A 24,625-nucleotide genomic window follows, 5' to 3' on the forward strand; every position below is an offset into this window, starting at 1 on the left:
TGGGTGGCCGTACGGGGGAGGCACTGAGCCCAGGTGCCTGTCTCCTCGGCCCGGCGTACGCCTCGACGAACTCGTCGCACATCACCTGGGGGCGGAGCAGGAGTTCGAGGTCGCCGATCTCGACGACGTGGGGCTCTTCGTTGAAGGTGTTCTTTGTCCTGGCCACGGGTCGTGTTCTTGTCTCCCGCGCTTCTCGCCCGGCCCACAACCTGCGGCGTACCGGGAGAGTAGAACACCCCGCGCGCTCCCACCGGCCAGCGGGATCATCTGTCCATGGATCTTCAAGGAGTCGGAGCGCTGGCCGCGGCCGGCGTGGCATTGCTCAGCGTCCCCGCCACGCTGCTCGTGGGCCGATGGCAGACGAAGGCGGCACTCCAGACAGCGCAGGCCGCCATGAGGCAGGCAGACTCCACCTATCGGGCCGCACTGGACTCTGTACGCGCACAGGGCAGCAATGAGCACGAGCAATGGAGACGTGGCATCCGGCGAGACGCATACGCCGCCCTGCTGCAAGCCGTCCTGAACTACAAAGAGCAGGCAAGCAGCGTGTTCTCGCAGGGCGCCACCGACGGGCATCAGGCACCGGATGTCATCGCCGCTTCCAAGCCGCTGGCGGCCGACATGACACACAAGAATCTGGTGGTGAGACTGGAGGGTCCGGACGAGGTGTCCAACGCTGCACAAGCTCTGGTGGACGTTGCCGAGGGCCTCATGAAGGTATGCCGCACCTGGGCGAACTCGGCTCTCACCCGCACGCTGCTCGACGAATGTCGTGCGAGCAATCCGCAACAAGTGGAGCGAATCGCGGATCTGGCCGCAACTTTCCGTGTCAGGAACTACTGGCACCTGATCGGCTCTCCGGACATGCCAAACGAAGCGGACGAGATCTTGAGTGAACTCCGCACCCTACTGCGCGCCATCGGCCTACTTGGGCGGATCCCCTTCCTGCTGACCGAGCAGGAGCCAAGCGCCTACGGGGACGCATCGTCCGCTCTTGAGACCGCCATCGGCGACTTCATCACGACGACCCGGACGGCATTGCACGCCGAGCCGCAACCGATAAGTGATCCCTCCGCCCTTGCCTGACGCGGGTTAACCGGCCGGTCATCGGCTCTCAAGGCCTCTCAGCTTGGGAAGCTTGGGTTTTCTGGCGGCAGTTGCTGCGATGACCTGCGGCGGGGCAGTGTGGGGCCCGGTCGCATGCGTGGGGCCAGTCCCCGCTGTTCCCCGTGGTTCCCCGCACGATCTGGCACGCGAATGGCACGGCCCCTTCAGCCCCGAACACCCTGGTCAGAGGCTGAGTCTCGGAGCGTCTGAGCCTCAGCCGACGACAGTCAGCCACGACGGCGGGTGCGTCGACCGATCCGGCGCGCGTATGTCAGGGCACCTACCACCGAGCCCCAGCCACGCTCCTCAGTGACGTCTGTCGGAGCAAGCAGCGAGGGCGGAGCGTGGTGGGGAGCTCTTGGGATAAAGACTTCTCAGTCCAGAAGCAACTGCAAGCTCCCGTCAGCAGATTGCCTCTGAATCCAGCCGCCCCCTTGGGCACGTGGTCTACAACACAGGAGCGGAATGGGGCAAGCCTGCCGGGGCCTTAGTCGCCGCGCGCATCTCATGGGACGGGACTAATGTGGTTCTTGGAGGGGCTCTCGAGAGGCACTGAACGCCCCTATAGGCGTTGATCGCATTTATTCGAGGAGAAGTGCCATGCTTGAGGCGATGATCGCGTTGGCCTCTGCAGCTGGAACTGCGGTGGTGCAGGCGGCAGGTACTGATCTGTGGGCAGGGTTTCGCGACCGCGTTGCTAACGTCTTCGCCCGGGGCAATCAACGGGAGGCTCGGGTGGTCAGCGAGCGGCTCGACAAGACTGCGGGCGCACTGACCGAGGCGGCGAAGAAGATAGAGAACACATGCAGAAAAGCCAGGAAGCATCTTGGCAAACGCGGTTCTCAGATTTTCTTGAGGGCTTGACGATGCAGAACGTGAGCATGCGGCTAGCGAGTTGCGCAGTCTCGTAGGACTGGTACAGCAACAGGGTGGCAAGAGTGTGGCAGCCGGTGACCACGGAACGGCCGTTGGTGGGGATGTTGATATCAAGTCAGATCGGGGTTCGGCGGCTGCCTTCAACATGCACGGGGCGGTGCATGTAGGAAACCCCGGTCAATTCGCCTGTCTCCGACCGGTGTCGCGTACGACGCACAGACCGGTGAAAAGCACTCTCGGCGATGTGCTCCGCGAGGGTGCGCCAGGCCGCGCAGCGGTGCTTTCAACTCATGGCAGGAGTGATCAATCAGCGATTGTGACAGGTCTGGCTGCGGTGAAGTAGAGGCGGGTGCGCTTGCGGTCGCGGGACGCAACGACGTATGCAGCGCTCATAAGCGAGGGGCGCCAGTTCCTTGACGTCGGATTGTTCACCCCGGACGAGGCCGCTGCCTACCTCACAGCCCCCGGTAGCGCACCTGCCAGCGCTTGCCGACTCCATGCTCTGTGCTCGGGTACACGGTCGCCGTCTTGGTGCTGTGCACCTCGCACGGCTCGGCGTCGGCCGAGTGTGTGGGTTAGCGCTGGCAGTCGAGGATCCATCCTTGACAAGTACATACAGGCTGGCATCGAGGTGACCGCAGCCCAGGAGGGCGACGAAGCCTCCCTCGGGGTGCGCCTGTTGACGGACCTGAGGACCGGAAGCGGACGGCCGCGGACTCTCGGGCTGCCAAGGTGAAGGCTGAACTCGACGGCGGCACGTTCGTGAACCGGGAGCTTGGCAAGCAAAAATTCAGGGCCGTCGCAGAGCGCTGGCAAGAGACGGCCGTGCACCGCGAGCGGACAGAGACGAACGTTGAGCGGGCGCTACGGCTGCACATCTTCCCGACGTTCGGCAACCGGCAGATCGGGAGCATCCAGAGGGCAGACGGCCAGAAGTGGATCAAAGATCGATCCACAGTCATCGCTCCATCGACGTTCGCGACGCCCTGGAACGTGTGTACCAGCATCCTGAAGATGGCCCACCAGGAGGGCATCATCCCGAAGTACCCGTGGGAGGGCCTCAAGCCGCCAGAGGTGTTCTATCCGGAGATTCATCCGCTCGACCCGGAAGCAGTGAGGGCGCTGATCGTCACAGCGTCCCCGAGGTATCGGGCATTGGTTCGGCAGGCGGCTTCCACGGGGCTCCGCCAGGGCGAACTATTCGGCCTGGAAGACGCTGAGCCGGCCGCTAGCGTCGCGGTCACGCAGCAACTGATCGGCCCCGACAAGGGCGTGCCGTACCTGGGAGAACCGAAGACCAAGCAGAGCTACAGAGCCGTGCCCCAGGGGCAGTCTGTCGTCGACGAGATCGAGCGTCATCGGAAGGGTTTCCCTCCCAAGGTCGTGTACATCGAGGACCGGACGAACCCACGCAAGCCCGTGTGGCGACGTGCCCGGCTGCTGTACACGAGCGAGACGGGCGGGGCGATCCGGCGCGGCAGTTGGGCGAAGCTGTGGGCCCGCAACATCAAACGGGCGAACACCCACCTGTCCAAGTCCGGCAGCAAGGTACGCGTCCCTGAGGGCACTACGCTCCACGACCTGCGCCACTTCTACGCTTCCGTGCTGATCAAGAGCGGGGCGACGCCGAAGCAGGTACAGATGCGCCTCGGTCACGCAAAGCCATCGATCACGCTGAACGTCTACACACATCTGTGGGAGGCGGAGGCGGATCAGACAGCCCACATGATGGAAGCCGTACTGAGCGATGTTCCGTGATAGCGCCCTGACGGTATGAAAAACGGCTGGCTCCCAGCTCAGGGGGCCAGCCATACACCCTCTGCCGTGCATCGGCCTTCTAGGGCTGCTAGTCATCAGGTTCCTGGATGTAGAGCACGGTTCCGCCTCTTCCCACAGCACTGGTGCACAGGTCGAAGTGCCTGCGCCTATCATTTCAGCTCAGGGGCGGGTTCGGGGGATCGGGGAGGCCGTGGGAGATCTGTTAACACGGCTCGACGCTGCGGTCAGGCTACTGAGTGCGGGGCAGGAATTTTCAGAAATACCTGACGTGGCTCTGTACGCCGACATTAAAGATCAGTGGAGAAAAGGGTATCGCGAGATCCTTATGCGCTCGATCTTGGACGACGACTATGGGCCGCGCCATACGGAGATCGTTGATTACCCTAAGAATGCCATAGCCGTGCGACCGCTTGCGCGGTTTTCGGCCCGCGATAGATTGATCTATGATGCTCTAGTCTTTGATTTAGCTGCACATGTCGATCTGCACAGGCATAACTCCGTTTATAGCTATCGATGGGACCACCGTGCCGGAGAGCCGGTTTTCTGGAGTCAATCGTGGAAGCTTATGAGGAGAAATGCGCTACTGACTCTTGGGCGAAATCGCAGACTCTGCATGGCCTCCCTCGATGTCTCATCGTTCTATGAACACATCGACGTCAACCTCTTGTCGGAAGATCTAGGGCTTATGGTCCCCGACCGGCTGGCAGTTCGTCGAGTGTCGAATTTTCTCGATAAGTTTCAAAACATCAATCACGCTTGGGGGCTTCCTCAAGGCTCAGACGCCTCTGGAATACTGGCCAATGTCTACTTAGCGTCGACGGATCAGTACCTGTCGAATTGCCGGGTTCCGTTTTTTCGCTACTCGGATGACGTTTCCATATTTGATGAGGATTGGAATTCTCTGCGTGATATTTTGGCAGGTGTCAACAAAATTTTCCGCGCCAGGAAGCTCTCGATGGCTGCCCATAAGACCGCAATAGTTGACTATGAGACGGCCTATGACCGGCTGCAGAATGCTCGCGAAGCCTCAATAGACCACGGAGTTTTCGTGGGCGACCCCGATGTCGACATCGAAATTCGATCGTACTTCAACAAGATATGTGAACGAAGTGAAATTGATACTCGGCGCCTTAAGTTCGCACTTAATAAGCTGCGTAGAAGGAGGGATGATTACGCAGTTAGTTGGTGCCTGAATAATCTCCGGTATATTGCGCACGTGAGTAAGGAGATCTTCGCCTACTTCGCTGCTTGCGAGCATCGCCTGCCTGAAGTGCAACGGAAGCTCACCGCGTTCATGCACTCTCGCGAAAGCTCCAGCTATCCGTACGTTGAGCAGCGTGTGCTTCGGTATTTAATCCATGCGAATGTAGATAACGAGCGCCTCAAGGAGGCTGCTTGGAATATTCTTCACGACAGGAATCGGGAAGAGTTTCCTCGTGAATTTGCCGCTCGCTACCTCGGTCGATGCGCATCCGTCGCCGAATCACAGCTGCTGCGCCACGAATTTGAACGCGAGCCGAGTGAGGCTATGCGGAGGGCTTTGTTCATCGCGCTCTACGAATCGGGCTATCTTTCGCCGCGATATCGTCGAGACGTCAAGAACGCTCTTCCGGGCTTGAGCTGGCTCTGCATGTACTTGGAACAGAATCCGAAGATTCCGACGTCGTGAGGTGATAATGGAACAGGTGCAATTTGAGGCGATCAAGTCTGAACTTGAGCGTCTAGCCGACAACTGCCTATACAGTGCTCAAGCGTACTTCGAAGCGGCGAAGCGCGCCGAGTTCTGGGGGCGTTTCATGGTGTTCATACCGGCATGCTTTGCAGCCGTGTCAGGATTCATGTCAACCATGAGCAAGGTTGAAGTTTGGGGCGCTATTTCGGCTGTGGCAGGCGCCATTGCGGCCACCGCCTCCTTTCTGGGTACGACCAAAAAAGCTGCTGACTATCAACTATCGGCACGCTCTTACACTTCGCTCCGACATCGCCTCCGGTTGGAGCTTGGATTACTATCTGAGGTGACGGACTATGATAAGGCGCAGGAAATGCTCCGAGAGCTTAGCGCGGCATACACCCGTATAGTCGAGAACGATGTCCCGGTTCCTAATCGGTCCTTCAATACAGCTCGCGAACGAATCGGGCAAGGATTGGCATCGTGAGGCCGGCTCCGTAGGCCGGCCTCAGCATGTCAAAGCTGCTCTAGCCCAAGCTTGCTGAGTCGGGATCGAATAGCGCTAGGCTGTCGGCCAAATTTCGCGCTAAGTGCATCGAAATCTCGTTCACCCTCCCGGTATAGGGTGAGCAGCTTTGCTTCGTCTTCGGCAGTCCAGGGCTGTCCGAAATTGGGATAGCGGCTGCGCAGTTCTTCTGGACCTTCGCGGCGTCCGTTGCTGGGCGCGCTCTCGATCTTGACAGATACGATTGCGCTGAGCTCGAACCGCGCAATCTCAGTGCCCGCCAGCCAGAGTATGAGCTGCGAGTCTTCGAAAGTGATCTCATTGGCCGGAATCGTCATGGAGCGCCGTAGACAGTCGGCGTCACTCGGGTCCGGCACGTAGTCGGTGAAGCTGAGACGCAACAGCGCTCGCACTGTAGGTACCCCCATGGCTCCAGCGTGCCCGACAAACGCCGTTCAGAACAGGGAGCCGCTAGCCCAGGCGCCCGCCTGCGGGCGCCTCGCTGGCGAAGGGCGGAGCGGACCAGGCCGCTGAGGCGGGGCACGCCGCGCTGTGTGGCCCATTGATCCACATGCCAGACTCCGATGGCGCATGCTCAAGTTTCCCTGGCACAGGACGTTCACAGGCCACTACCGCCCGGCTGCCACAGAGCCATCGCTGTCCGCGCGGCTGGCTTCCCCAGTCAACCTTCGTAGTTGGTGGCGAGCTCCATCGTTGAACGTCTTTCATCTGTGGAGGGTGGAGGTGGATCGGACGGGCCGACATGATGGAAGCCATTTTGAGCGGTGTGCCCTGAGAGTGCCCTAAGGGCATGAAGAACGGCTGGCTTCCCAGGTCAGGAAGCCAGCCATACACCCTGTGCGGGGGTGCCGCCCTCTACTCCATCGTCCGCGGAGCTGTCTCGGGGAAGCCTCGTCAGCTCCCGAACGAACCCTTGGTCCGTTCTTTCTGGCCCCGCATCTTGCCCCGTGCTTCGAGAGCGGCGCCCTTTGCTGCGAGGGTTTCCTTGTGCACCGTGTGGGCCGCCTTGCGCACGGTCTTGCCTACGAGCTGTTCGGCTTTTGCCTTGGCTCTCTCTCCGGCACTCATCTCGGTACCTCCGCGAGGTCTCACCTGGCCGTGTGCCCTTGAGGCAGGGGGCAAAACGCAGGCTTTCCTTCCCTTGCATCGACCGGAACCCATCCGTGGCCCCGGCCCGATCGAGCCCAGGCCTTCTCAGGCGGCCGTCTGCGTCTGTCGCGCTGATACGGCTCTCACTGCCGAGCCCGAGACGAGTACTCCTGACAGAGCGATCAGACTGGTCAGGATGTCCTGGATCTGTGCCGCCGGGCCATAGACGATCACGATGACGATGACCAGGGCCGCCCAGTCCTTCGGGCGAGCGATTGACAGTACGGAGCGGGTTGGAGCCACACTCATAGCGGTACCTCCTGGTACTCAGAGCCCGCCTCACCGACCATGCCGCCAAGCCCGTTCGGTGGTGCGGGCCTCCTGCTTGGACACATAGTGGCGTCTGTTTTGTCAGGACGTATCTTGTGCGCCTCGGACAAGGCCTACGGTCCCTCGGACGGGCGATTACGCGGGCGTGCGCCTGCAACGTGGCGGCGCATGCGTGCGGCCTCGTGCGCCTGGCGCAAGCGGTCGTGATCGCGGGCGGTGCAGGGGGTGGAGACATGCGGCAAGCGCCCACCGGGAATCCCGCGGGCTGCCGTGCCCAGAAGGCCGTCGCTTCCTCCCAGGTCGTCCACGGCGCCGGCCTCCCAGGAGACCGGCGCCCGGGGGTGCCTCGAAGTGTGCGGGTGCGCCCGGCTACGTCCGGAAGGGCCCCTTCACCTCATACGTGATCCCGCCTGACGAACTCCCGCTGGTGCCCCGCTGGCTGGAGAAGTAGAGCCGGGTGCCGTCGGGGGAGAAGGCAGGGCCCGTGATCTCCGAGCCCGACTGGCCGTCGATGCGGAGGAACGGGGCGATGACGTCGGCCGGAGTGATGACGCAGATCTCCATGTTGCCGCCGTCCTCGGCGACGAAGAGGTCGCCGGAGGAGGTACCGGTGATGTTGTCGACGCCCGTGAGCGGGGCCGTGCCGGAGGTGACGAGGGAGTCGTCGTAGGCCAGCTCGTAGGTGTTCGACGTGAGGTTGAGCTGCCAGACCCGGTTGTCGCCCTTCGTCGTGAACCACACCGTGTCGTCGGCGTAGTGGCAGCCCTCGCCGCCGTTGAAGGACTTGGAGCCCGAGACCTGGGAGCGGGTGGCCGTCGGGGAGCCGTCCGGGTCGGGGATGTCGGCCCAGGTGAAGGAGCCTGACGTGGCGCTGCCCGCGACCATGACCTGAAGGGTGCCCGAGGACAGGTTGCCCCAGGTCGTCGGGACGAAGCGGTAGAAGCGGCCGTTCGTCTCGTCCTCGGTCAGGTAGATCACCTTGCGCACCGGGTCCGCGGCCGCCGCCTCGTGCTTGAAGCGGCCCATCGCGGCACGGCGGACCGCCGCCTGAGTGCCCCACGGGTCCGTCTCGTAGACGTAACCGAGGGACACCTCCTCGCAGGACAGCCAGGTGTTCCACGGGGTCTTGCCGCCCGCGCAGTTCTGGCGGGTGGAGGAAAGGATGCGGTACGCGGCCGTGATCGCGCCCGCCGACGAGAACTTCACCGCGCTCGCGCCGCCGGAGGGGTTGATCTCGGAGTTGGAGACGTAGATCCAGCCACTGCCGTCCGCGTAACACGCGCCGCCGTCAGGGGCGTTGTGCCAGGTGTACGACGTACCGGAGACCGTCTGCCCGGAGCGGGCGATGACGCGGCTGGTGAAGCCGCTGGGGAGTCTGATGCCGTTGGCGTCGGGGGAACCCAGCGCCCCGTAGGGGCCGGTGCCGGGCTGGGCCGGGGCCGCGTACGCGGCGCCGCGCCACAGGGTTCCGCCGAACACGGCGGCCGAGCCGCCGAGGACGGCCGCACGCAGGAGGCTACGACGTTCCACTCTCACTCCAAGAGGTGCCGTACCGCCCCGCCGCCGGTCGACGACGGGGTCGTGCCAGAGGGAGCGGCATGGAACCTAAGGGAGCATGGTGGACGGATCGTAGCCAGTTAATGGCCATCGGACGGCGTACCTGAGAGCCGTCCATGAGGGAGCAGGTCAGGCGCGCAGCGCCGGCACCCCCCGCCCCCGCCCCCGCGTCCGCTGCCCGGGCCGCTCGACTCCCGGCCCGTGCGCCTCGCGCGGCGGTTCCGCCGACGGCAGCCGGACCACCGCGTCCAGGCCGCCCGCGGCCGAGGCGTGCAGGCTCGCCTCACCGCCGCTCGCGTGCGCGAGCCGGTGGACCAGCGAAAGGCCGAGCCCCGTACCGCCCTTGGGGGCACCCGGCGCGCGCCAGAAGCGGTCGAAGGCGCGAGCGCGCTGCTCCGAGGTCATGCCCGGGCCCTCGTCGGTGATGTGCAGGTCGACCCAGGCGGGGCGGGCGTCGCGCAGGGCGCGGCGGGCCGGCACATGGAGCCGTAGCTCGATGGCGACGGTGCTGTCGGGCGGTGAGGCGCGCAGGGCGTTGGAGAGCAGGTTGTCCACGATCTGCTCGACCCCGCCCGGCACCGCGAGGACCGGCCCCACACTGCCCGCGAACAGCACCAGGGAGACCCGCTGCTGCTCGAACAGCGGCAGCCAGGTGCGGTGCCGTTCCGCGCAGACCGCGCCCACGTCGACCGGGGCGGGCGTCGCGGAGTCCTCCTCCAAGCGGGCCATCGCCAGCAGCCCCTCGACCATCCGCGCGAGCCGGTCAGTCTCGGTCACGGCGGCGGTGAGACTGCCGATGCCGCGGTCGGAGACGTTCGGCTCCAGGTTCTCCAGCCGCAGCCGCAACGCCGCGAGCGGCGTCTTCAGCTGGTGCGACGCCTCGCCCGCGAACGCCCGCTGCGCGGCGAGGAGATGGGCGAGCCGGGCCGCCGTACGGTTGAACGCGGCGGCCAGCCGGCGGACCTCCGGCGGGCCCTTCGTCATCGTCACCGGACGGGCCCGGCCGCCCTCCGCCAACTCATGGGTGGCGCGCTCCAGTTCACGGATGGGACGGCCGGCCCAGCAGGCGATGGCGAACCCGACCACCGCGACCGCGGTGAGCACCCCGAGCCCGCCGAGCGCCAGCAACAGCCAGACGTGATGGACGCGTTCATGCACCGTCCGCGTCGGCAGCGTCAGCCACACGGCACCCTGCAGCCGCGCATCGCGCATGACCGGACCGGCGACCGACAGATACTCGACGCCGCCGATGGTCGACGTACGGACGTCCACGGTGGACGTGCCGCGCAGGGCGGCCGCGATGCCGGGGCGGGACGCCAGGTTGGACGACATCACCGACGCCCGCGGATGCGAGGTGGCGAGCAGGGCACCCGAGGCGTCCACGATCACCACCTGCCCGCCGATGCGCTCGGCGCAGCGCGCCACCCGGCGTGGCAGATCCCGCTCGGCACGGCCGGTGCTGAGGGACAGCGACGCGTAGGCGGCCACCGACTCCGCCTCGTCCTTCGCCGCGCTCACCACCCGCTCCCGCTCGCTGCGCGAGTAGACGAAGCCCAGCGGGATCTCCAGGCAGGCCAGGACGAGCGCGGCGAGACTGAGGTAGCTGAGCAGCAGCCGGCGGGTCATGGCGAGGACACCTGCGGCCCGCCCGGCTCGGTCTGCACCGCCAGCCGGAAACCGACCCCGCGCAGGGTCTGGATCCATGCCGGGTGCCCCAACTTCCGCCGCAGCGCGGCGATATGGACGTCCAGCGTCTTGGTCGGACCCTCGTAGTGCGGGTCCCACACGCGGTCCAGGATCTGCTGCCGGGAGTAGACCGCGCCGGGATCCTCGGTCAGCAGCGCCAGCAGCTCGAACTCCTTGGGGGTGAGGGTGACGGGGACCTCGCCGACCCAGACCTGACGGGTGCGGCGGTCGACGACGAGGGGGCCGGGGGCGTACGAGGGTGAGGGTGCGGATTCCTCGTACGCCGGGCCCGGCGCCGTCTCGCGCGACAGGGGTGCGGGTGGCGGGGACGGCGGTGCGGGTGGCCGGGTGACCGCCGCTGAAGCCGCCGCCTCCGTGCGCAGCCGCTCCACCAGCGCTTCCGTACGTCCCCGCTCGACCGACGCCGCCATGTCCAGGGGCGCGGTCATGTCCACGGACGCCGCCATGCCGACCGGCGCCGCCACGCCGCTCGGCTCCGCCTCCGTGCGCTGCGTCCGCCGGGTCACCGCCCGCACCCGCGCCACCAACTCCCGCACGCTGAACGGCTTCGCAAGATAGTCGTCCGCCCCCAGCTCCAGGCCCAGCACCCGGTCGGCCTCCTCACCCCGCGCACTCAGGATGATGACCGGCACGTCCGAGACCCGCCGGATGCCCCGGCACACGTCGATGCCGTCCATGTCCGGCAACCCGAGGTCGAGCAGGACGACATCGCCGTACGGCCTTCTCAGTCCCTCGGCGCCGGTGGTCACGTGATCCACCGTCAGGCCGAAGTGGCCGAGGCCCTCGGCGAGTGGTTCGGCGATCGTCTCGTCGTCCTCGATGAGCAGCACTCGTATGCCCATGCGTCCTGTCTCTCGGTGAATTTGCATTCTCTGCCCTGACGTCGACACGCTACAAGAAACAAGCGCTTGCAGGGAGTTGCGACAAAGAATGTCCAATTGCTGGACGCGCTCTGGCCTTTACTTAACCTTCCTCTGGTGTCGGCTCCTCTACGGTGCTGTGAACTTGCCGAACTCCCCACCTCGGAGGCACTGTTGAACGCGTTGCTGGACCGCGCCCGCTCGTTCAAGCGACGGGTCGATTTCGAGAACGGTGAATACCGGAAACTGGCCGACGGGCAATATCCCGAGGCGCTGTTCATTACCTGCTCGGACTCACGGGTCATACCCGCCCTGATTACCGGCGCACGGCCCGGGGAGATATTCGAGCTGCGAAACGCGGGCAATATCGTGCCGCCGTACGGCAGCCCTGGTGCCTCCGGCGAGGCGGCCACCATCGAGTACGCACTGGAGGTGCTCGGGGTTCAGGACATCGTCGTGTGCGGTCACTCACACTGCGGCGCGATGGGCGCGCTGAAGTCCGGCGACGATCTGTCCGCGCTGCCCGACGTGGACGCCTGGCTGCAGCTCGCCCGCCCCGAACTGGCGCCGGTCCTCACGGCCGCCTCGGACGACCCGTCGCTGCCGGACGTGTCCCAGGGCAACGTCGTCAACCAGCTTGCCGTACTGCGGACCTACCCGGTGGTGCGGCAGCGGCTGGACGGGGGGCGGCTGCGGCTGCACGGCTGGTACTACGAGGTCGACACCGGGCAGGTGCACGAGCTGGAGGACGACGGCCGGTTCCGGGTGCACGCCGGATGAGCGGGGCGCACGCGCGCGGGCGTACGCGCACGAAGGTGAACGTGCCGAGGATGGGCACGCCGAAGGCCGAGAGTGCCGTCAGGCCGTCGGGAAACGGGGGCAACGGCGCCGCCGGAGGCGCGAAGCCCGACCTCGCCAACGAGATCACCGCCTCCCTCGTCGTCTTCCTCGTCGCCCTGCCCCTGTGCATCGGCGTGGCCGTCGCCTCCGGGGTCCCCGCCGAGCTCGGGATCATCTCCGGGGTGATCGGCGGCCTGGTCGTGGGCGCGGTCCGGGGCAGCACGCTCCAGGTCAGCGGGCCGGCCGCCGGGCTCGCCGCGCTGGTCGCGGAGACGGTGACGGAGCTCGGCGTGGCGATGCTCGGCGTGATCGTCCTGTTCTCGGGCATCCTGCAGATCGTCCTCGGCGTCGTACGCCTCGGCCGGCTGTTCCAGGCGATCTCCCTCGCCGTGGTCCAGGGCATGCTGGCCGGCATCGGACTGCCGCTGATGTTCAGCCAGGCCTACCCGATGGCGGACTCCAAGGCCCCGGGCACGCCGATCGAGAACATGGCGGGCATCCCGGGCCTGTTCGCGGACATCCTCACCAGCCCCCAGGCGATGATCGCCACGCTGCTCGGCGTCGCCACGATCGTGCTGAGCTTCCTGTGGAAGAAGGTCCCGGGCCCGGCGAAGAAGGTCCCGGCCGCGCTCGTGGCGGTCGGCATCGGCATCGCGGTCGCCGCGCTGCCCGGCGTGGACGTGAAGACGCTCCAGGTCGGCAATCTTGTGGCGTCGGTGCAGGTGCCGGGGGCCGAGCAGTTCGCGGGCCTCGCGGACACCGCTGTCATCACGGCCATCCTCACCTTCACGGTCATCGCCTCCGCGGAGAGCCTGTTCACCGCGGCCGCCGTGGACCGTATGCACAGCGGCCCGCGCACCCGCTACAACACCGAACTCATCGCCCAGGGCGCCGGCAACACCGTCGCGGGCATCCTCGGCGCCCTCCCGATCACGGCGGTCGTCGCCCGCAGCTCGGCGAACGTCCAGGCCGGCGCCAAGACCCGTATCTCCCGCACCCTGCACGGCCTGTGGCTGCTCGCGTTCGCGCTGCTGCTGCCGCAGGTCCTGGCCCTGATCCCGATCTCGGTGCTCGCGGGCGTCCTCGTCCACAGCGGCTGGAAGCTGTTCGCGCCGGACGAGTTCCCGAAGATGTGGCGGCAGGACCGCGGCGAGTTCGTCGTGATGACGACGACCACCCTGGTCATCGTGGCGACCGCGCTGCTTGAGGGCGTCCTCATCGGCCTCGCGGCCGGGATCGTCCTGGCCGCCCTGCGCATGTCCCGGACGGTGATCCGGCAACACGTCGAGGACGACACCGCGAAGGTCGTCATGGCCGGCAACGCCACCTTCCTACGGCTGCCGCAGGTCATCGAGGCACTGGAAGGAGCGGCAGCCTCGGGCAAGCCGCGCATCCGCCTGGACCTGACCGGCGTGACCCATCTGGACCACGCCTGCCGGAACCAGGTGGAGGAGTTCACGGCGCAACAGCGGGGGCTCGGGTTGCGGGTGGAGCTGCTGATGCCGGGGCCGGCGAAGACGGAGACACCCGTCGTCGCGACGCCGGCTCCCGCACCGCCCGCGGCGTCGGCCCCCGGCCCGGACGCCCAGTGGTTCTATCTGGACACCCGGCCGCCGTCCGAGGGCCACGCGGACCATGCGGAGAGCTACTTTCCGGTCACGTCACGTTAGCATCACGGGTCCTTCATATCTCCTCCGCAACTGCGGCCCCTGGCTACGTTCGTCACCTCGCGAACGACCGTCATGAACGACCAGGGAGGACCCCCCGTGAACCTGCTCCGCAAGCCCGGCGCCATCGTCGTCGCCGCGCTGGCACTGGCCGCACTGCCGGCCACCGCCGCGGCCCATGAAGGAGTCCACCCGTTCAAGAACTGCACCGAGGCCTACGCCGGCGGGTACTCCGACATCCCGAAGGGGGACGAGCACTACGGCTCCCACCTCGACCGGGACGGCGACGGCCTCGGCTGCGACAACCCGCCCTCGGACTTCGTCCCGGCCGACGACACCTCCGACGAGACCGCGGAGCAGAACGGCGCCGACCTCGCCGCGACCGGCGGCGACGACAGCACCCCGTACCTGGCGGCGGGCGGCGCGGCCGCTCTGCTCGCCGGCGGCGGGGTGCTGGTGGCGGCGCGCAGGCTGCGCCGGACGGACGGCCGCTCGTAGGCTGGGCCGGAGCCGTCCACATCCGGAAGGAGCTCCTCATGCCCGGCTGGAACGCACAGCACATCCCCGACCGAAGCGGCCGCGTCGCCGTCGTCACCGGGGCCAACAGCGGTCTCGGGTACGTCACCGCGCGCGAGCTGGCGCGCAAGGGGGCGCGGGTGGTGCTCGCGTGCCGGAGCGAGGCGCGGGGCGCGGCGGCGGGGGAGCGGATCGCCTCCGAAGTGCGGGGCGCGGAAGTCGAGTTGAGAAGGCTCGACCTCGCGGACCTCGGCTCCGTACGGGAGTTCTGCGCGGAATTCCCGTACGACCGCCTGGACCTGCTCGTGAACAACGCCGGTGTGATGGCCTTGCCGTACGGCACCACCGTGGACGGCTTCGAGACGCAGTTCGGGGTCAACCACCTGGGGCACTTCGCGCTCACCGGGCTGTTGCTGCCCGCGCTGCTCGGTGCGCCGGGCGCGCGGGTGGTGACCGTTTCCAGCCCGCTGCACGCGATGTCCAACATCGACATCGACGACCTCAACAGCGAGCATCGGTACCGGCGTTGGACCGCCTACGCCCGGTCCAAGACCGCCAACCTGCTCTTCACGCACGAGCTCGCACGCAGGCTGGCCGGGCAGGGGGCGGACGTGGTGGCAGCGGCCGCTCATCCGGGGTATGCGGACACCAACCTCCAGACGGCGGGGCCGCGCATGGCGGGGCGCCGGGGGAGCGAGTGGTTCGCCCGCCTCGGCAACCGCGTCTTCGCCCAGCCCGCCGAGGCGGGCGCCCTGCCCACCCTGTACGCCGCCACCGCCCCCGACGTCCGCCCCGACTCCTTCACCGGCCCGTCCCTCGCCGGCTGGCGCGGCTCACCCGCCCGGTCCTGGCGGGCACCATGGACCCTCAACGACCGGGCGGGCGAACGGCTTTGGGAGGCTTCGGAGCGGTTGACCGGGGTGGCGTACGACGACCTGAAGGTGTGAGCGCGAGGCCACCGTCCACGGGGCCCGCTACGCGGCCCGCACCTCGTACGCGGTCACCCGCACCGCCTCGTCGTCCAGGCACTGCCCGGTCTCCAGGTCGAAGCGCTGCTTCAGCAGGGGCGACGCCACGAACGGGCGGCCCTGGTGGGTGCCGGTCAGGCCGCGGGAGAGGACTGCCGCGCCGCCGAACGGATCGCGGTTGTCGATGGCGTACAGCCGGCCGGCGCGGTCGCGGAACAGGGCCACCTGGCCGCCGTCCGGCAGCAGGGCCGCGACGCCGCGGCCGGGGAGCAGGTGGGTGAGGTCGCAGACCGTCAACCAGTCATCGTTCAGGCGTACTTGGACCTTCAGGTCGGTCGTCTCGGGTGCCAGGGTCATCGCTGGGCGCTTCCTTCCAGGGGGCGGTGGCCGATGGTCAGCAGCGGCAGGTCGGGCTTGATCTGGTCGCGCTCGGCGACGAAGCCGACGACCGGGTCGGGGGTGTCGGGGGCGTTCACGAAGGACACGAACCGGGCCAGCTTCTCGGGGTCGTTGATGGTCTCCGACCACTCGTCGCGGTAGTTCGCGACATGGGCCGCCATCAGGGACTCCAGCTCCTCGCAGATGCCGAGGGAGTCCTCGACGACCACGTCACGCACGTGGTCCAGGCCGCCGGGGATCCGCTCCAGCCACACGCTCGTGCGCTCCAGACGGTCCGCGGTGCGGATGTAGAACATCAGGAAGCGGTCGATCAGGCGGATCAGCTCCGCGTCCGACAGGTCCTGGGCGAGGAGGTCCGCGTGGCGCGGGGTCGCGCCGCCGTTGCCGCCGACGTAGAGGTTCCAGCCGTTGGCGGTGGCGATCACGCCGAAGTCCTTCGACTGGGCCTCCGCGCACTCGCGCTGGCAGCCCGACACCGCCGACTTCAGCTTGTGCGGCGAGCGCAGGCCCCGGTAGCGCAGCTCCAGGTCGATCGCCATCCGTACGGAGTCCTGGACGCCGTAGCGGCACCAGGTCTGTCCGACGCAGGACTTCACCGTGCGCAGCGACTTGCCGTAGGCGTGGCCGGACTCGAAGCCGGCGTCCACCAACCGGGCCCAGATGAGCGGGAGTTGTTCCACCCGGGCCCCGAACATGTCGATGCGCTGGCCGCCGGTGATCTTCGTGTAGAGACCGAAGTCGCGGGCGATCTCGCCGATCACGATCAGCCCCTCCGGGGTGATCTCACCACCGGCGATCCGGGGTACGACCGAATACGAGCCGTTCTTCTGGATGTTGGCGAGGAAGTGGTCGTTGCTGTCCTGCAGAGCCGCCTGCTCGCCGTCCAGGACATAGCCGCTCGCGCCGATCGTGGGCGCCAGCGACGCGATGACCGACCCCACCGCCGGCTTGCAGATCTCGCAGCCGTCGCCGCCCCGGGCGCCGTCGCGGCCGTAGCGGTCCAGCAGGTCCTGGTAGGTGTTGATACGCAGGGCCAGGACGATCTCGTACAGCTCCTCGCGGGTCTGCGAGAAGCAGCCGCACAGGCCCTTGTCGACCTCGACGCCGGACGCCTCCAGCTCGGCGGTGACCAGCTGGCCGAGGACCTTCACACAGGAGCCGCAGCCCGTACCGGCCTTGGTGCACTTCTTCACCTCGGGCACGGTCGTGCAGGAGTGCTCCGTCACCGCACCGCGGATCGTGCCCTTGGTGACGTTGTGGCAGGAGCACACCACCGCCTCGTCCGGCAGCGCGGACGGGCCCAGCTGGGCGGGGCCGCCGGCGCCGGCGGGCAGGACGAGCGACTCGGGCGAGACGGGTGGCACCGAGCCGGTGAACGCCTTCAGCGTGCCGTACGCGTCCGCGTCACCGACCAGGATGCCGCCGAGCAGCGTGCCGTCGCGGCCGATGACCAGCTTCTTGTAGAGGCCCGCGCGGGAGTCGGAGTACACGACGTCCAGGCAGTCCTCCGCGGTGCCGTGCGCGTCACCGAAGGAGGCGACGTCCACGCCGAGTAGCTTGAGCTTCGTCGACAAGTCGGCGCCGATGAACGCGGCTTCGTCGGACGCGATCGTCGCCGCCGCGGTCTCCGCCTGCTCATAGCCGGGGGCCACCAGGCCGTACACCCGGCCGTCCGACGCCAGCGCGCACTCGCCGATCGCGAACACGTGCGGGTCGGCGACCGTACGGCACTGCTCGTCGACCGTGATGCCGCCGCGCTCGCCGACGGTGAGGCCGCAGTCGCGGGCCAGCTGGTCCCGGGGGCGGACCCCGGCGCTGAACACCACCATGTCGGCGGCGAGTTCGGAGCCGTCGGACAGTTTCATGCCGGTGACGGCGCCGTCCGCGTCGACGACGATCTCCTGCGTGCCGACGCCGGTGTGGACGGTCAGGCCCATGTTCTCGATGGTGCGCAGCAGCGCCGCGCCGCCGCCGTCGTCGACCTGTACCGGCATCAGCCGCGGCGCGAACTCCACGATGTGCGCCTCGACACCGAGTCCCTTGAGAGCGCCGGCGGCCTCCAGGCCCAGCAGACCGCCGCCGACGACGGCACCGGTCGTGGCCTTCGTCTTCGCGTACTCCTCGATCGCGAGCAGATCCTCGATCGTGCGGTAGACGAAACAGCCGGCGGCGTCCTTGTTCGGGACCGGCGGCACGAAGGGGTACGAGCCGGTGGCGAGGACGAGGGCGTCGTACGCGAAGACCCGGCCGGACTCGGCGGTGACCTGCCGGGCCTCGCGGTCGACGGAGACGGCCGGGTCACCGACGTACAGCTCGATGCCGTGGTCCTTGATGAACTCCATGTCGGTCATGGAGAGGTCCTCGGGCGTCTTGCCCGAGAAGTAAGAGGTGAGCGCCACGCGGTCGTACGCCGGACGCGGCTCCTCGCACAGCACCACCACGCGGTGTGTGGCGGTCAGGCCGCGCTCGGCGAGCGCCTCCAGGAAGCGCTGGCCGACCATGCCGTGGCCGACGAGCACGATCGTGGGGGCGGCCTCCGTGGCCTCCGGGGTGGCGGTCATCAGGAGCCTCCATCGTTGGTGAGCAGGTGGAGCAGCGGGGCGTCGTCGGGGAGCGGCTCTGCTCCCTCCCAGGCGCGGGCGAGCGCGCCGACGGTGCCGAGTTCGCCGACGAGAACCCCGCCGACCAGGCGGTCGTCGCGGACGACGACCTTGCGATAAGTGCCGCGGGTGGCGTCGGTCAGCTGCACGACGTCGTCGCCGGGCAGGGCCTCCGTCTCGCCGAACGCGGCGAGGTCGAAGAAGCCCTCACCGGCCAGCGTCAACCGGGTCAGCGCCCGGGTGCCCTTGTAACGGGCGCTGCCGTTGCCCGCCAGCAACTCGGCCAGGACGTCGGCCTGTTCGAGGGCGGGCGCGGCCAGCCCGTACACCGTCCCGGCGTGCTGCGCGCAGTCGCCGACGGCCCGGATGTGCGGGTCGGACGTACGGAGCTCGTCGTCGACGACGATCCCCTTGCGGACGTCCAGCCCCGCGATCTGCGCGAGGCCCGCGCGCGGGTGTACTCCGCAGGCGAGGACCACGAGGTCGGCGTCAAGGGCGTATCCGTCGGCCATCTCCACCGAGCGGACCGCGCCGCCGACGCAGCGCACGTCACGCACGCGCAGGTCGGTGTGCACCTCCACGCCGAGGTCGACGAGATGGCGCCGGACCAGCTTCGAGGCGGCCGGGTCGAGCTGCCGCTCCATCAGCCGCTCGGACTGCTGGGCGAGCACGACCTGCGCGCCGCGCAGCGCGAGGGCACGGGCCGCGGAGACCCCGAGGAGCCCGCCGCCGATCACGACCGCCCGGACACCTGGCCGTACGGCCTTGGACAGGCCCAGGCAGTCGTCCATGGTCCGGAACGCGTGCACACCCTCGGGCAGCACATGGTCGGGCGTGAACAGACCCCGCAGGGGCGGCAGCACCGGGTTCGAACCGGTGGCCAGGACCAGCGTGTCGTATGCGATCTCCGACCCGTCCACGAGGTGTACGGCTCGCACCTCGCGGTCGATGCCGGTGACCCGGCCACGCGTCAGCTCCGCCGGCGCCGGGAGGGCGATCACGTCGGGGCTGTACCGGCCGGCCAGCACCTCCGCGAGCAGCACCCGGTTGTACGGGCGGTGCTCCTCGTCGCCGACGAGCGTCACGAGCGTGCCGAGCTCGCCGAGCCGCCGGGCGAGCCGTACGCCCGCGAGGCCGGCGCCGATCACCACCACACGCGTATTCGAGGTCATGGCGTCGAGCGTGCGGTGCGGGTGTTTCCCGACCGCATCACGTCTGTTTCCCACGAGGAACGCTGCCCTCAGCGGGGGCGCGGGGGCGGTGTGAGGGTTCGGAGAGCACGCAGGGGGCGGGCTGTGAGGTCACTCCGGTGCCGTGGCCCGAACCTCAGATGCTCCTCATGTACATGGACGGCACACGCATCGTCTGCCTAGGGTCGCGATCATGCCCGACATATCGCTGACCATGGTCGTCGTCCTGTGCCTCGCGGCCCTCGCGGCCGGCTGGATCGACGCCGTGGTCGGCGGCGGAGGCCTCCTGCTGCTCCCGGCGCTGCTGCTCGGCCTGCCGGCGAGCACCCCGGCCGCGTACGCGCTCGGCACCAACAAGGCGGTCGCGATCGTCGGCACCTCGGGCGCCGCGGTGACGTACGCCCGCAAGGCACCCGTGGACGTACGGCTCGCGGTACGCATCGGTCTCGCGGCCCTCGCGGGCTCCTCCGGCGGCGCCTTCTTCGCGGCCGGCATGAGCACCGAGGTGCTGAAGCCCGTGATCATGGTGGTGCTGCTCGCCGTGGCCGCCTTCGTGATCCTGCGCCCCGCGTTCGGCACCGCACCGGCGACGGGCCCGGCCTCCCGCCGCCGGGTCCTCGCCGCGATCGGCCTGGCCGGCCTGGGCATCGGCTTCTACGACGGGCTGATCGGCCCCGGCACCGGCACGTTCCTGGTCCTCTCCCTCACCGCCATGCTCCACCTCGACCTCGTCACCGCCTCCGCCACCGCGAAGATCGTCAACTGCTGCACCAACGCCGGTGCGCTCGCCACCTTCGCCTGGCAGGGCACGGTCCTGTGGCAGCTGGCCGCGGTGATGGCCGTGTTCAACCTGGCGGGCGGCACGCTCGGAGCCCGTACGGCACTGAAGAAGGGCAGCGGATTCGTGCGGGTGGTGCTGCTGACGGTGGTGTTCGCGCTGGTGGCGAAGCTGGCATACGAGCAGTGGTTGGCCTGACCGAGGGTTACCGCCTGAGGTCGAGCAGCTCGACCATGCCGGTGGTGTCCTCGTTGCCATGTCCCTCGGCGAGCCACCGCTCCATGAGGGTCGTGTACGGCGTCAGCAGCTCGGCGCTCACATCCTGCTCCTCGGCCGTGGCCAGCAGGGTGGCGTTGCCCGCGACCTGCATGGCGAGGTTGGACACGACGTCCTTGCCGTAGTCGCCGCTCTCCAGTTGCTCGGCGGCCGTGTGCACGGCGGGCGCCATCGCGCCGAGCCACGACACCAGCAGCGGCGCGAAGTCCGTCGGGGCGATGTCCTCCCGGCGGATCAGCGCGAAGGCGTGCAGCACGCCCGCGAACATGCCGTCCATCGCGCTCAGCAGCGCGACGTCGTGCAGCGCGGCGAAGCCGGGGTCCGAGCCGACGTAACGGGTGCCGGCCGGGACGGCGAGGGTCTCGCCGTGCTCCTCGAACAACTCGGGGGAGCCGCTGTAGAAGACGTACGCCCCCGACTCCGCATGCCCGATCATCGGCGGTACGGCCATGATCCCGGCGTCCAGGAAACGGGCGCCGCGCGCTTCGGCCCACGCGGCGCGGGAGCGGCCCTGGGCGGGGGTGCCGGTGGTGAGGTTCACCAGGTCACGCCCCGACAGGTCGGCGCCTTCGAGGGCTTCGCCGACCGAGGTGTCGTCGAGGAGGCAGACGACGACCAGCCGGTTCGCGGCCACCGCGTCGGCCGCGCTCGCGGCGACGGTCGCACCCTCGGCGGCCAGGGGTTCGGCCCGGGCGGGCGTGCGGTTCCAGACGGTGAGCGGATGCCCGGCGGCGAGCCAGGTGCGGGCCAGGGCGGTGCCCATGGCACCGGTGCCGAGGAGGGTGAGCGGGGTGGGGGTGGGGTCTGGGGTCGTGCCGGGCGCAGGGGCGTTGTCAGTCATGACGATTAGGCTCGTGGTAGGGGAACCGCCTGCTCAAGTACGCACTTTGGAGTGGGTGGTTACCACGGGGAATGAGTCCAGGCAGGAGGACGGCAGCATGGGGATCGGAAGGCGGCCGGGGGCGTACGTCTGCGGGATCGACGCGGCGATGGACGTGGTCGGCGGCAAGTGGAAGGTGCTCATCCTCTGGGCGCTGCATGTGCGGCCGTACCGCTTCGGGGAGCTGCGGCGCGAGCTGCCCGGTGTGACGGAGAAGGTGCTCGCGGCGCAGCTGCGGGAGCTGGAGGCGGACGGGATCGTGCACCGGGAGGCGTACGACGAGGTCCCACCGCGAGTCGAGTACTCGCTGACGCCGCTCGGGGTCTCGCTCAATGAGGCGCTGGGCCCGCTCGGGGTCTGGGGCAGGGTGAACATCCTGGGTGGCGCCGGGGAGCCGGCCGGAGAGACGGCCGACGAGGCGCACGGATCCGCGACGCCGGATTCAGCGGCTGCCGGTGAGATGCGCGAACACGACGACGTTGCCCTGATACCCGGTCGTCCGTGAGTAACCGCCACCGCAGGTGATCACCCGCAGCTCGGGGCGCGGTGCCGGGCCGTACACCTTCTCGTCGGGGAAGTCCTCGGCGTCGTACACCTCGACGGCGTCCACCGAGAAGAGCGCCGTGCCGCCGTCGCGCCGGTCCACCTCGATCGTGCTGCCCTTCTTCAGGGCGCCGAGGCGGTAGAAGACGGCGGGCCCTTCGGCGTTGTCGACGTGGCCGGCGACGATCGCGGTTCCGGTCTCACCGGGCGTGGTGCCGGCCTCGTACCACCCGGCGAGGTTCTTCCGCTCGGCGGGCGGCACATCGAGGCTGCCCGTCCGCGTCAGACCCAGGCCCATGAGGGGCGCGGAGACGCGGATCGAGGGGATGCGGATGTGGTCGGGAGGGGAGGGGGGAAGTGCGGGGGCGGCGCTCCGCCCGGCCTCGGGGGCCTCGTCGGCGGCGGCGGTCTCGCGGGTCCCGGCATGGGTCCTGCCGTCGGCACCCTTCCTGGCCCCTGCGCTCTCCCCGGCCTGCGCTGCCGACGGCTGCGGCGGGGCGTGCGTCTCGGTGCCGTTGCGCAGGAGCCAGGCGCCGGAGCACAGGGCGAGGGCGGTGACCGCGGCTATGGCGGCGTTGCCGACGCTCCCGCGACTGCGACGACTGCGATTGCGCACGTGAGCCTCCCGGGACTCTCCTCCGTTCGCCCTCGTCCCCCTCCGGGCCGCGAGGGGCGTCGGACCCGGAGGGGGAGGGGACGTGCGGTACCGGCGACGGACAGCGGAGGGTGTCCGTCAGATCCCGTCGCCTCTCGCCTGGCGATGCAGGAGCCAGGTACCGCCCGCGGCGGCGACGGCGAGAGCCGTCACGCCGGCCACGGTCTGCACGGGATCGCGGCCGAAAGCGCCGCCGACCCCCGTCTTCACACTTCCTTTCGGATGCACCTGCCCGCGCGCGGCCGTCAGCATGACGACCAGGTCTCCCGTGACCTTCCGGCCGCCGTCGGCGCAGGTCGCGACGATCTCGTACGTCCCCGGCTGTGCGCTCGGCGGCACCCGGAACTCCCCGGTCGCGTCCTCCTCGTCCGTGCTCGGCGCCAGCGAGAAGGAACCGGCGCCGACCGCGCTGGCGTCGCCCGCCGCCCCGCCGTTCCGGCAGGCGGCCGTGGCCACGGTGACCTGCCCGCCCGGTACGACCGAGGCCGGGGAGACCTTCAGCTCACCCGCGTCGCCGCCGTACGCGGGTGTGACGACGAGACCGACGGCGCCGACGGCCAGCGCGGTCCCGGTCAGCAGACGGGCGGTACGTCGCATCGAAGCTCCTCCGAGCACACGGACTCACGACCCGCGGCACCCCCAAGTGCCGCCGCCTCGGCCGAGCCCTGCCCTTCCGAGCAAAGGGCCACCTCGCCGCGAGCGCTTCCCGAGAAGGGGCCGGAAGTGGGGTGAATGGGTGTCGAGCGGGTGGGAGGAGAGCGGGGGGTGGGCCTGTTTCAGCAGGTCATCGCGGGGGGCGGGGTGGGTCGGGGGAAGAGAATGGGTTGGGTGGGGGGTGGGGGTGTGAACGGGTGACGGTGTCGGCCGGTTCAGCCCGGCGCGTCCCCCGAAGCCCACTCCGCCAGCACCTCGCTCACCGCACGGCGGCCCACCGCCGCCAGCACCGGGTTCGTGCCGTTCCCGCAGACCTCGCCGTAGTAGTGCTCCGCCGTCAGCCCGAAGCGCAGTGCCCACCCCCGCCCCCGCGCCCACGTCGCCGCGTCGACGTCGGCCGCCGCACGGAACACCCCCCGGCTACCGGCGTCGAAGACCGTCCACGCCGCCATCGTGTCGGCGGCCGGGTCGCCGACCCCGAGGCAGCCGAAGTCGATGACCGAGGTGAGGCGGCCGGAGGAGGTCAGGAGGTTGCCCGGGAGGAGGTCGCCGTGGAGCCAGACGGGGTCGGCGTCCCACTGGGGCAGACGCAGGACGTCCTCCCAGGCCACCGTCGCCGCCGTCGCGTCGAGCGTGCCCGCGGCACCCAGGTCACGGATGGCGGCCCGGACGCCGGCGTCATCGGCGCCGACCGGCCCGCCGCGGTAGGACGGCGGGCCGTCACCCGCGTCCACGCTCCGCAGCGCAGCCACGAAACGCCCCAACTCCTCGGCGGCTCCCCGTAGTTCGGTGAAAGGCGCGTCGTACGCGTTCTCGCCGCCCAGCCATTCGTACACGCCCCACGCAAGCGGGTACCCGTGCCCGGGCGTGCCCTTCGCGAGCGGCGTAGGGATGGTGAGGGGGAGATGCGGGGCCAGGCGCGGCAGCCACCGGTGCTCCCTGTCGACCTGACGCCCGCCGCCGGGAAGCCTGGGCAGCCGTACGACCATGTCGTCGCCCAGCCGGTACATGGCGTTGTCCGTCCCGGCGGAGCCGACCCGCAGCACCGCCAGCCCGCCCCACCGCGGGAACTGCTCCGCGATCAGGCGGGCAACCAGCCCCTCGTCGGTGTCCAGCTCGTCGGCGTGCATCTTCGCGGGCGAGGACATGTGACTCCGTA

The 24,625-nt window shown here is 68.7% G+C and carries 24 protein-coding genes; 11 read left to right on the forward strand and 13 right to left on the reverse strand.

Annotation, left to right across the window (positions count from 1 at the left end):
- The first annotated feature begins 273 nt into the window (after window positions 1–273).
- The 5 genes from ACZ7L5_RS05760 (at window position 274) to ACZ7L5_RS05780 (ending at window position 5,918) form a co-directional block, all read left to right on the forward strand.
- Window positions 274–1,086, forward strand: a complete 813-nt coding sequence (locus ACZ7L5_RS05760; protein WP_471514718.1) for a hypothetical protein — start codon at window positions 274–276, stop codon at window positions 1,084–1,086.
- A 621-nt stretch (window positions 1,087–1,707) separates the two neighbouring features.
- Window positions 1,708–1,971, forward strand: a complete 264-nt coding sequence (locus ACZ7L5_RS05765; protein ID WP_471514720.1) for a hypothetical protein — start codon at window positions 1,708–1,710, stop codon at window positions 1,969–1,971.
- 744 nt (window positions 1,972–2,715) lie between these two features.
- Window positions 2,716–3,741, forward strand: coding sequence for a tyrosine-type recombinase/integrase (locus ACZ7L5_RS05770; protein WP_471514722.1), 1,026 nt, complete (start codon window positions 2,716–2,718; stop codon window positions 3,739–3,741).
- 211 nt (window positions 3,742–3,952) lie between these two features.
- Complete coding sequence (locus ACZ7L5_RS05775; RefSeq protein WP_471514724.1) at window positions 3,953–5,431, forward strand: reverse transcriptase domain-containing protein; 1,479 nt, start codon at window positions 3,953–3,955, stop codon at window positions 5,429–5,431.
- A gap of 7 nt (window positions 5,432–5,438) precedes the next feature.
- Window positions 5,439–5,918, forward strand: coding sequence for an SLATT domain-containing protein (locus ACZ7L5_RS05780; RefSeq protein WP_471514726.1), 480 nt, complete (start codon window positions 5,439–5,441; stop codon window positions 5,916–5,918).
- Window positions 5,919–5,947: 29 nt separating this feature from the next.
- Here ACZ7L5_RS05780 and ACZ7L5_RS05785 read toward each other — a convergent pair whose 3' ends face one another.
- From ACZ7L5_RS05785 to ACZ7L5_RS05810, 6 genes are all read right to left on the reverse strand, one after another.
- Entirely contained in the window at window positions 5,948–6,274 is a 327-nt protein-coding gene (locus ACZ7L5_RS05785; protein ID WP_471514728.1) for an SANT/Myb-like DNA-binding domain-containing protein, read from the reverse strand.
- A gap of 577 nt (window positions 6,275–6,851) precedes the next feature.
- Window positions 6,852–7,025: a hypothetical protein gene (locus ACZ7L5_RS05790; RefSeq protein WP_471514730.1), complete on the reverse strand. Its 174-nt coding sequence runs from the start codon at window positions 7,023–7,025 to the stop codon at window positions 6,852–6,854.
- A gap of 126 nt (window positions 7,026–7,151) precedes the next feature.
- A complete protein-coding gene (locus ACZ7L5_RS05795) occupies window positions 7,152–7,355 on the reverse strand; it encodes a hypothetical protein (protein WP_471514732.1) in 204 nt (67 codons plus the stop codon).
- 390 nt (window positions 7,356–7,745) lie between these two features.
- Entirely contained in the window at window positions 7,746–8,906 is a 1,161-nt protein-coding gene (locus ACZ7L5_RS05800; RefSeq protein ID WP_471514734.1) for an alkaline phosphatase PhoX, read from the reverse strand.
- Window positions 8,907–9,062: 156 nt separating this feature from the next.
- Window positions 9,063–10,559, reverse strand: coding sequence for a sensor histidine kinase (locus ACZ7L5_RS05805; RefSeq protein ID WP_471514736.1), 1,497 nt, complete (start codon window positions 10,557–10,559; stop codon window positions 9,063–9,065).
- Window positions 10,556–11,482, reverse strand: coding sequence for a response regulator transcription factor (locus ACZ7L5_RS05810; protein ID WP_471514738.1), 927 nt, complete (start codon window positions 11,480–11,482; stop codon window positions 10,556–10,558). The genes ACZ7L5_RS05805 and ACZ7L5_RS05810 overlap by 4 nt, the downstream gene beginning before the upstream one ends.
- Window positions 11,483–11,674: 192 nt before the next feature.
- Here ACZ7L5_RS05810 and ACZ7L5_RS05815 point away from each other — a divergent pair, with 192 nt between their 5' ends.
- From ACZ7L5_RS05815 to ACZ7L5_RS05830, 4 genes are all read left to right on the forward strand, one after another.
- Complete coding sequence (locus tag ACZ7L5_RS05815) at window positions 11,675–12,280, forward strand: carbonic anhydrase (protein WP_471515813.1); 606 nt, start codon at window positions 11,675–11,677, stop codon at window positions 12,278–12,280.
- Window positions 12,281–12,330: 50 nt separating this feature from the next.
- On the forward strand, window positions 12,331–14,010 hold the full coding sequence (locus tag ACZ7L5_RS05820) for a SulP family inorganic anion transporter (RefSeq protein WP_471514740.1): 1,680 nt from the start codon (window positions 12,331–12,333) through the stop codon (window positions 14,008–14,010).
- A gap of 96 nt (window positions 14,011–14,106) precedes the next feature.
- Window positions 14,107–14,505, forward strand: coding sequence for an excalibur calcium-binding domain-containing protein (locus tag ACZ7L5_RS05825; protein WP_471514742.1), 399 nt, complete (start codon window positions 14,107–14,109; stop codon window positions 14,503–14,505).
- A gap of 38 nt (window positions 14,506–14,543) precedes the next feature.
- Window positions 14,544–15,470, forward strand: a complete 927-nt coding sequence (locus ACZ7L5_RS05830) for an oxidoreductase (protein WP_471514744.1) — start codon at window positions 14,544–14,546, stop codon at window positions 15,468–15,470.
- Window positions 15,471–15,497: 27 nt separating this feature from the next.
- Here ACZ7L5_RS05830 and nirD read toward each other — a convergent pair whose 3' ends face one another.
- Genes nirD through ACZ7L5_RS05845 form a run of 3 tightly spaced genes read right to left on the reverse strand, consistent with a single transcriptional unit; the run spans window position 15,498 to window position 19,662 of the window.
- Window positions 15,498–15,848, reverse strand: a complete 351-nt coding sequence (gene nirD, locus ACZ7L5_RS05835; RefSeq protein WP_471514746.1) for a nitrite reductase small subunit NirD — start codon at window positions 15,846–15,848, stop codon at window positions 15,498–15,500.
- Complete coding sequence (gene nirB, locus ACZ7L5_RS05840) at window positions 15,845–18,451, reverse strand: nitrite reductase large subunit NirB (protein ID WP_471514748.1); 2,607 nt, start codon at window positions 18,449–18,451, stop codon at window positions 15,845–15,847. The genes nirD and nirB overlap by 4 nt, the downstream gene beginning before the upstream one ends.
- A complete protein-coding gene (locus tag ACZ7L5_RS05845; protein WP_471514750.1) occupies window positions 18,451–19,662 on the reverse strand; it encodes an NAD(P)/FAD-dependent oxidoreductase in 1,212 nt (403 codons plus the stop codon). The genes nirB and ACZ7L5_RS05845 overlap by 1 nt, the downstream gene beginning before the upstream one ends.
- A 211-nt stretch (window positions 19,663–19,873) precedes the next feature.
- Here ACZ7L5_RS05845 and ACZ7L5_RS05850 point away from each other — a divergent pair, with 211 nt between their 5' ends.
- The gene (locus tag ACZ7L5_RS05850) at window positions 19,874–20,656 is read left to right on the forward strand and encodes a sulfite exporter TauE/SafE family protein (protein ID WP_471514752.1); all 783 of its coding nucleotides are present in this window, start codon (window positions 19,874–19,876) and stop codon (window positions 20,654–20,656) included.
- 7 nt (window positions 20,657–20,663) lie between these two features.
- Here ACZ7L5_RS05850 and ACZ7L5_RS05855 read toward each other — a convergent pair whose 3' ends face one another.
- Window positions 20,664–21,575 carry an NAD(P)-dependent oxidoreductase gene (locus ACZ7L5_RS05855; protein WP_471514754.1) on the reverse strand — a complete coding sequence of 304 codons (912 nt, stop codon included), beginning with the start codon at window positions 21,573–21,575 and terminating at the stop codon, window positions 20,664–20,666.
- 97 nt (window positions 21,576–21,672) lie between these two features.
- Here ACZ7L5_RS05855 and ACZ7L5_RS05860 point away from each other — a divergent pair, with 97 nt between their 5' ends.
- The gene (locus ACZ7L5_RS05860) at window positions 21,673–22,119 is read left to right on the forward strand and encodes a winged helix-turn-helix transcriptional regulator (protein WP_471514756.1); all 447 of its coding nucleotides are present in this window, start codon (window positions 21,673–21,675) and stop codon (window positions 22,117–22,119) included.
- Here the strand turns inward: ACZ7L5_RS05860 and ACZ7L5_RS05865 are convergent.
- The 3 genes from ACZ7L5_RS05865 to ACZ7L5_RS05875 form a co-directional block, all read right to left on the reverse strand.
- Window positions 22,057–22,773 carry a class F sortase gene (locus ACZ7L5_RS05865; RefSeq protein ID WP_471514758.1) on the reverse strand — a complete coding sequence of 239 codons (717 nt, stop codon included), beginning with the start codon at window positions 22,771–22,773 and terminating at the stop codon, window positions 22,057–22,059. The two genes, ACZ7L5_RS05860 and ACZ7L5_RS05865, sit on opposite strands and share 63 nt — an antisense overlap.
- Before the next feature lie 117 nt (window positions 22,774–22,890).
- Window positions 22,891–23,409, reverse strand: a complete 519-nt coding sequence (locus tag ACZ7L5_RS05870) for a hypothetical protein (RefSeq protein WP_471514760.1) — start codon at window positions 23,407–23,409, stop codon at window positions 22,891–22,893.
- Window positions 23,410–23,681: 272 nt separating this feature from the next.
- A complete protein-coding gene (locus ACZ7L5_RS05875) occupies window positions 23,682–24,614 on the reverse strand; it encodes an aminoglycoside phosphotransferase family protein (protein WP_471514762.1) in 933 nt (310 codons plus the stop codon).
- Window positions 24,615–24,625 lie beyond the last annotated feature (11 nt).

The sequence above is a fragment of the Streptomyces sp. NPDC107528 genome (assembly GCF_055639295.1).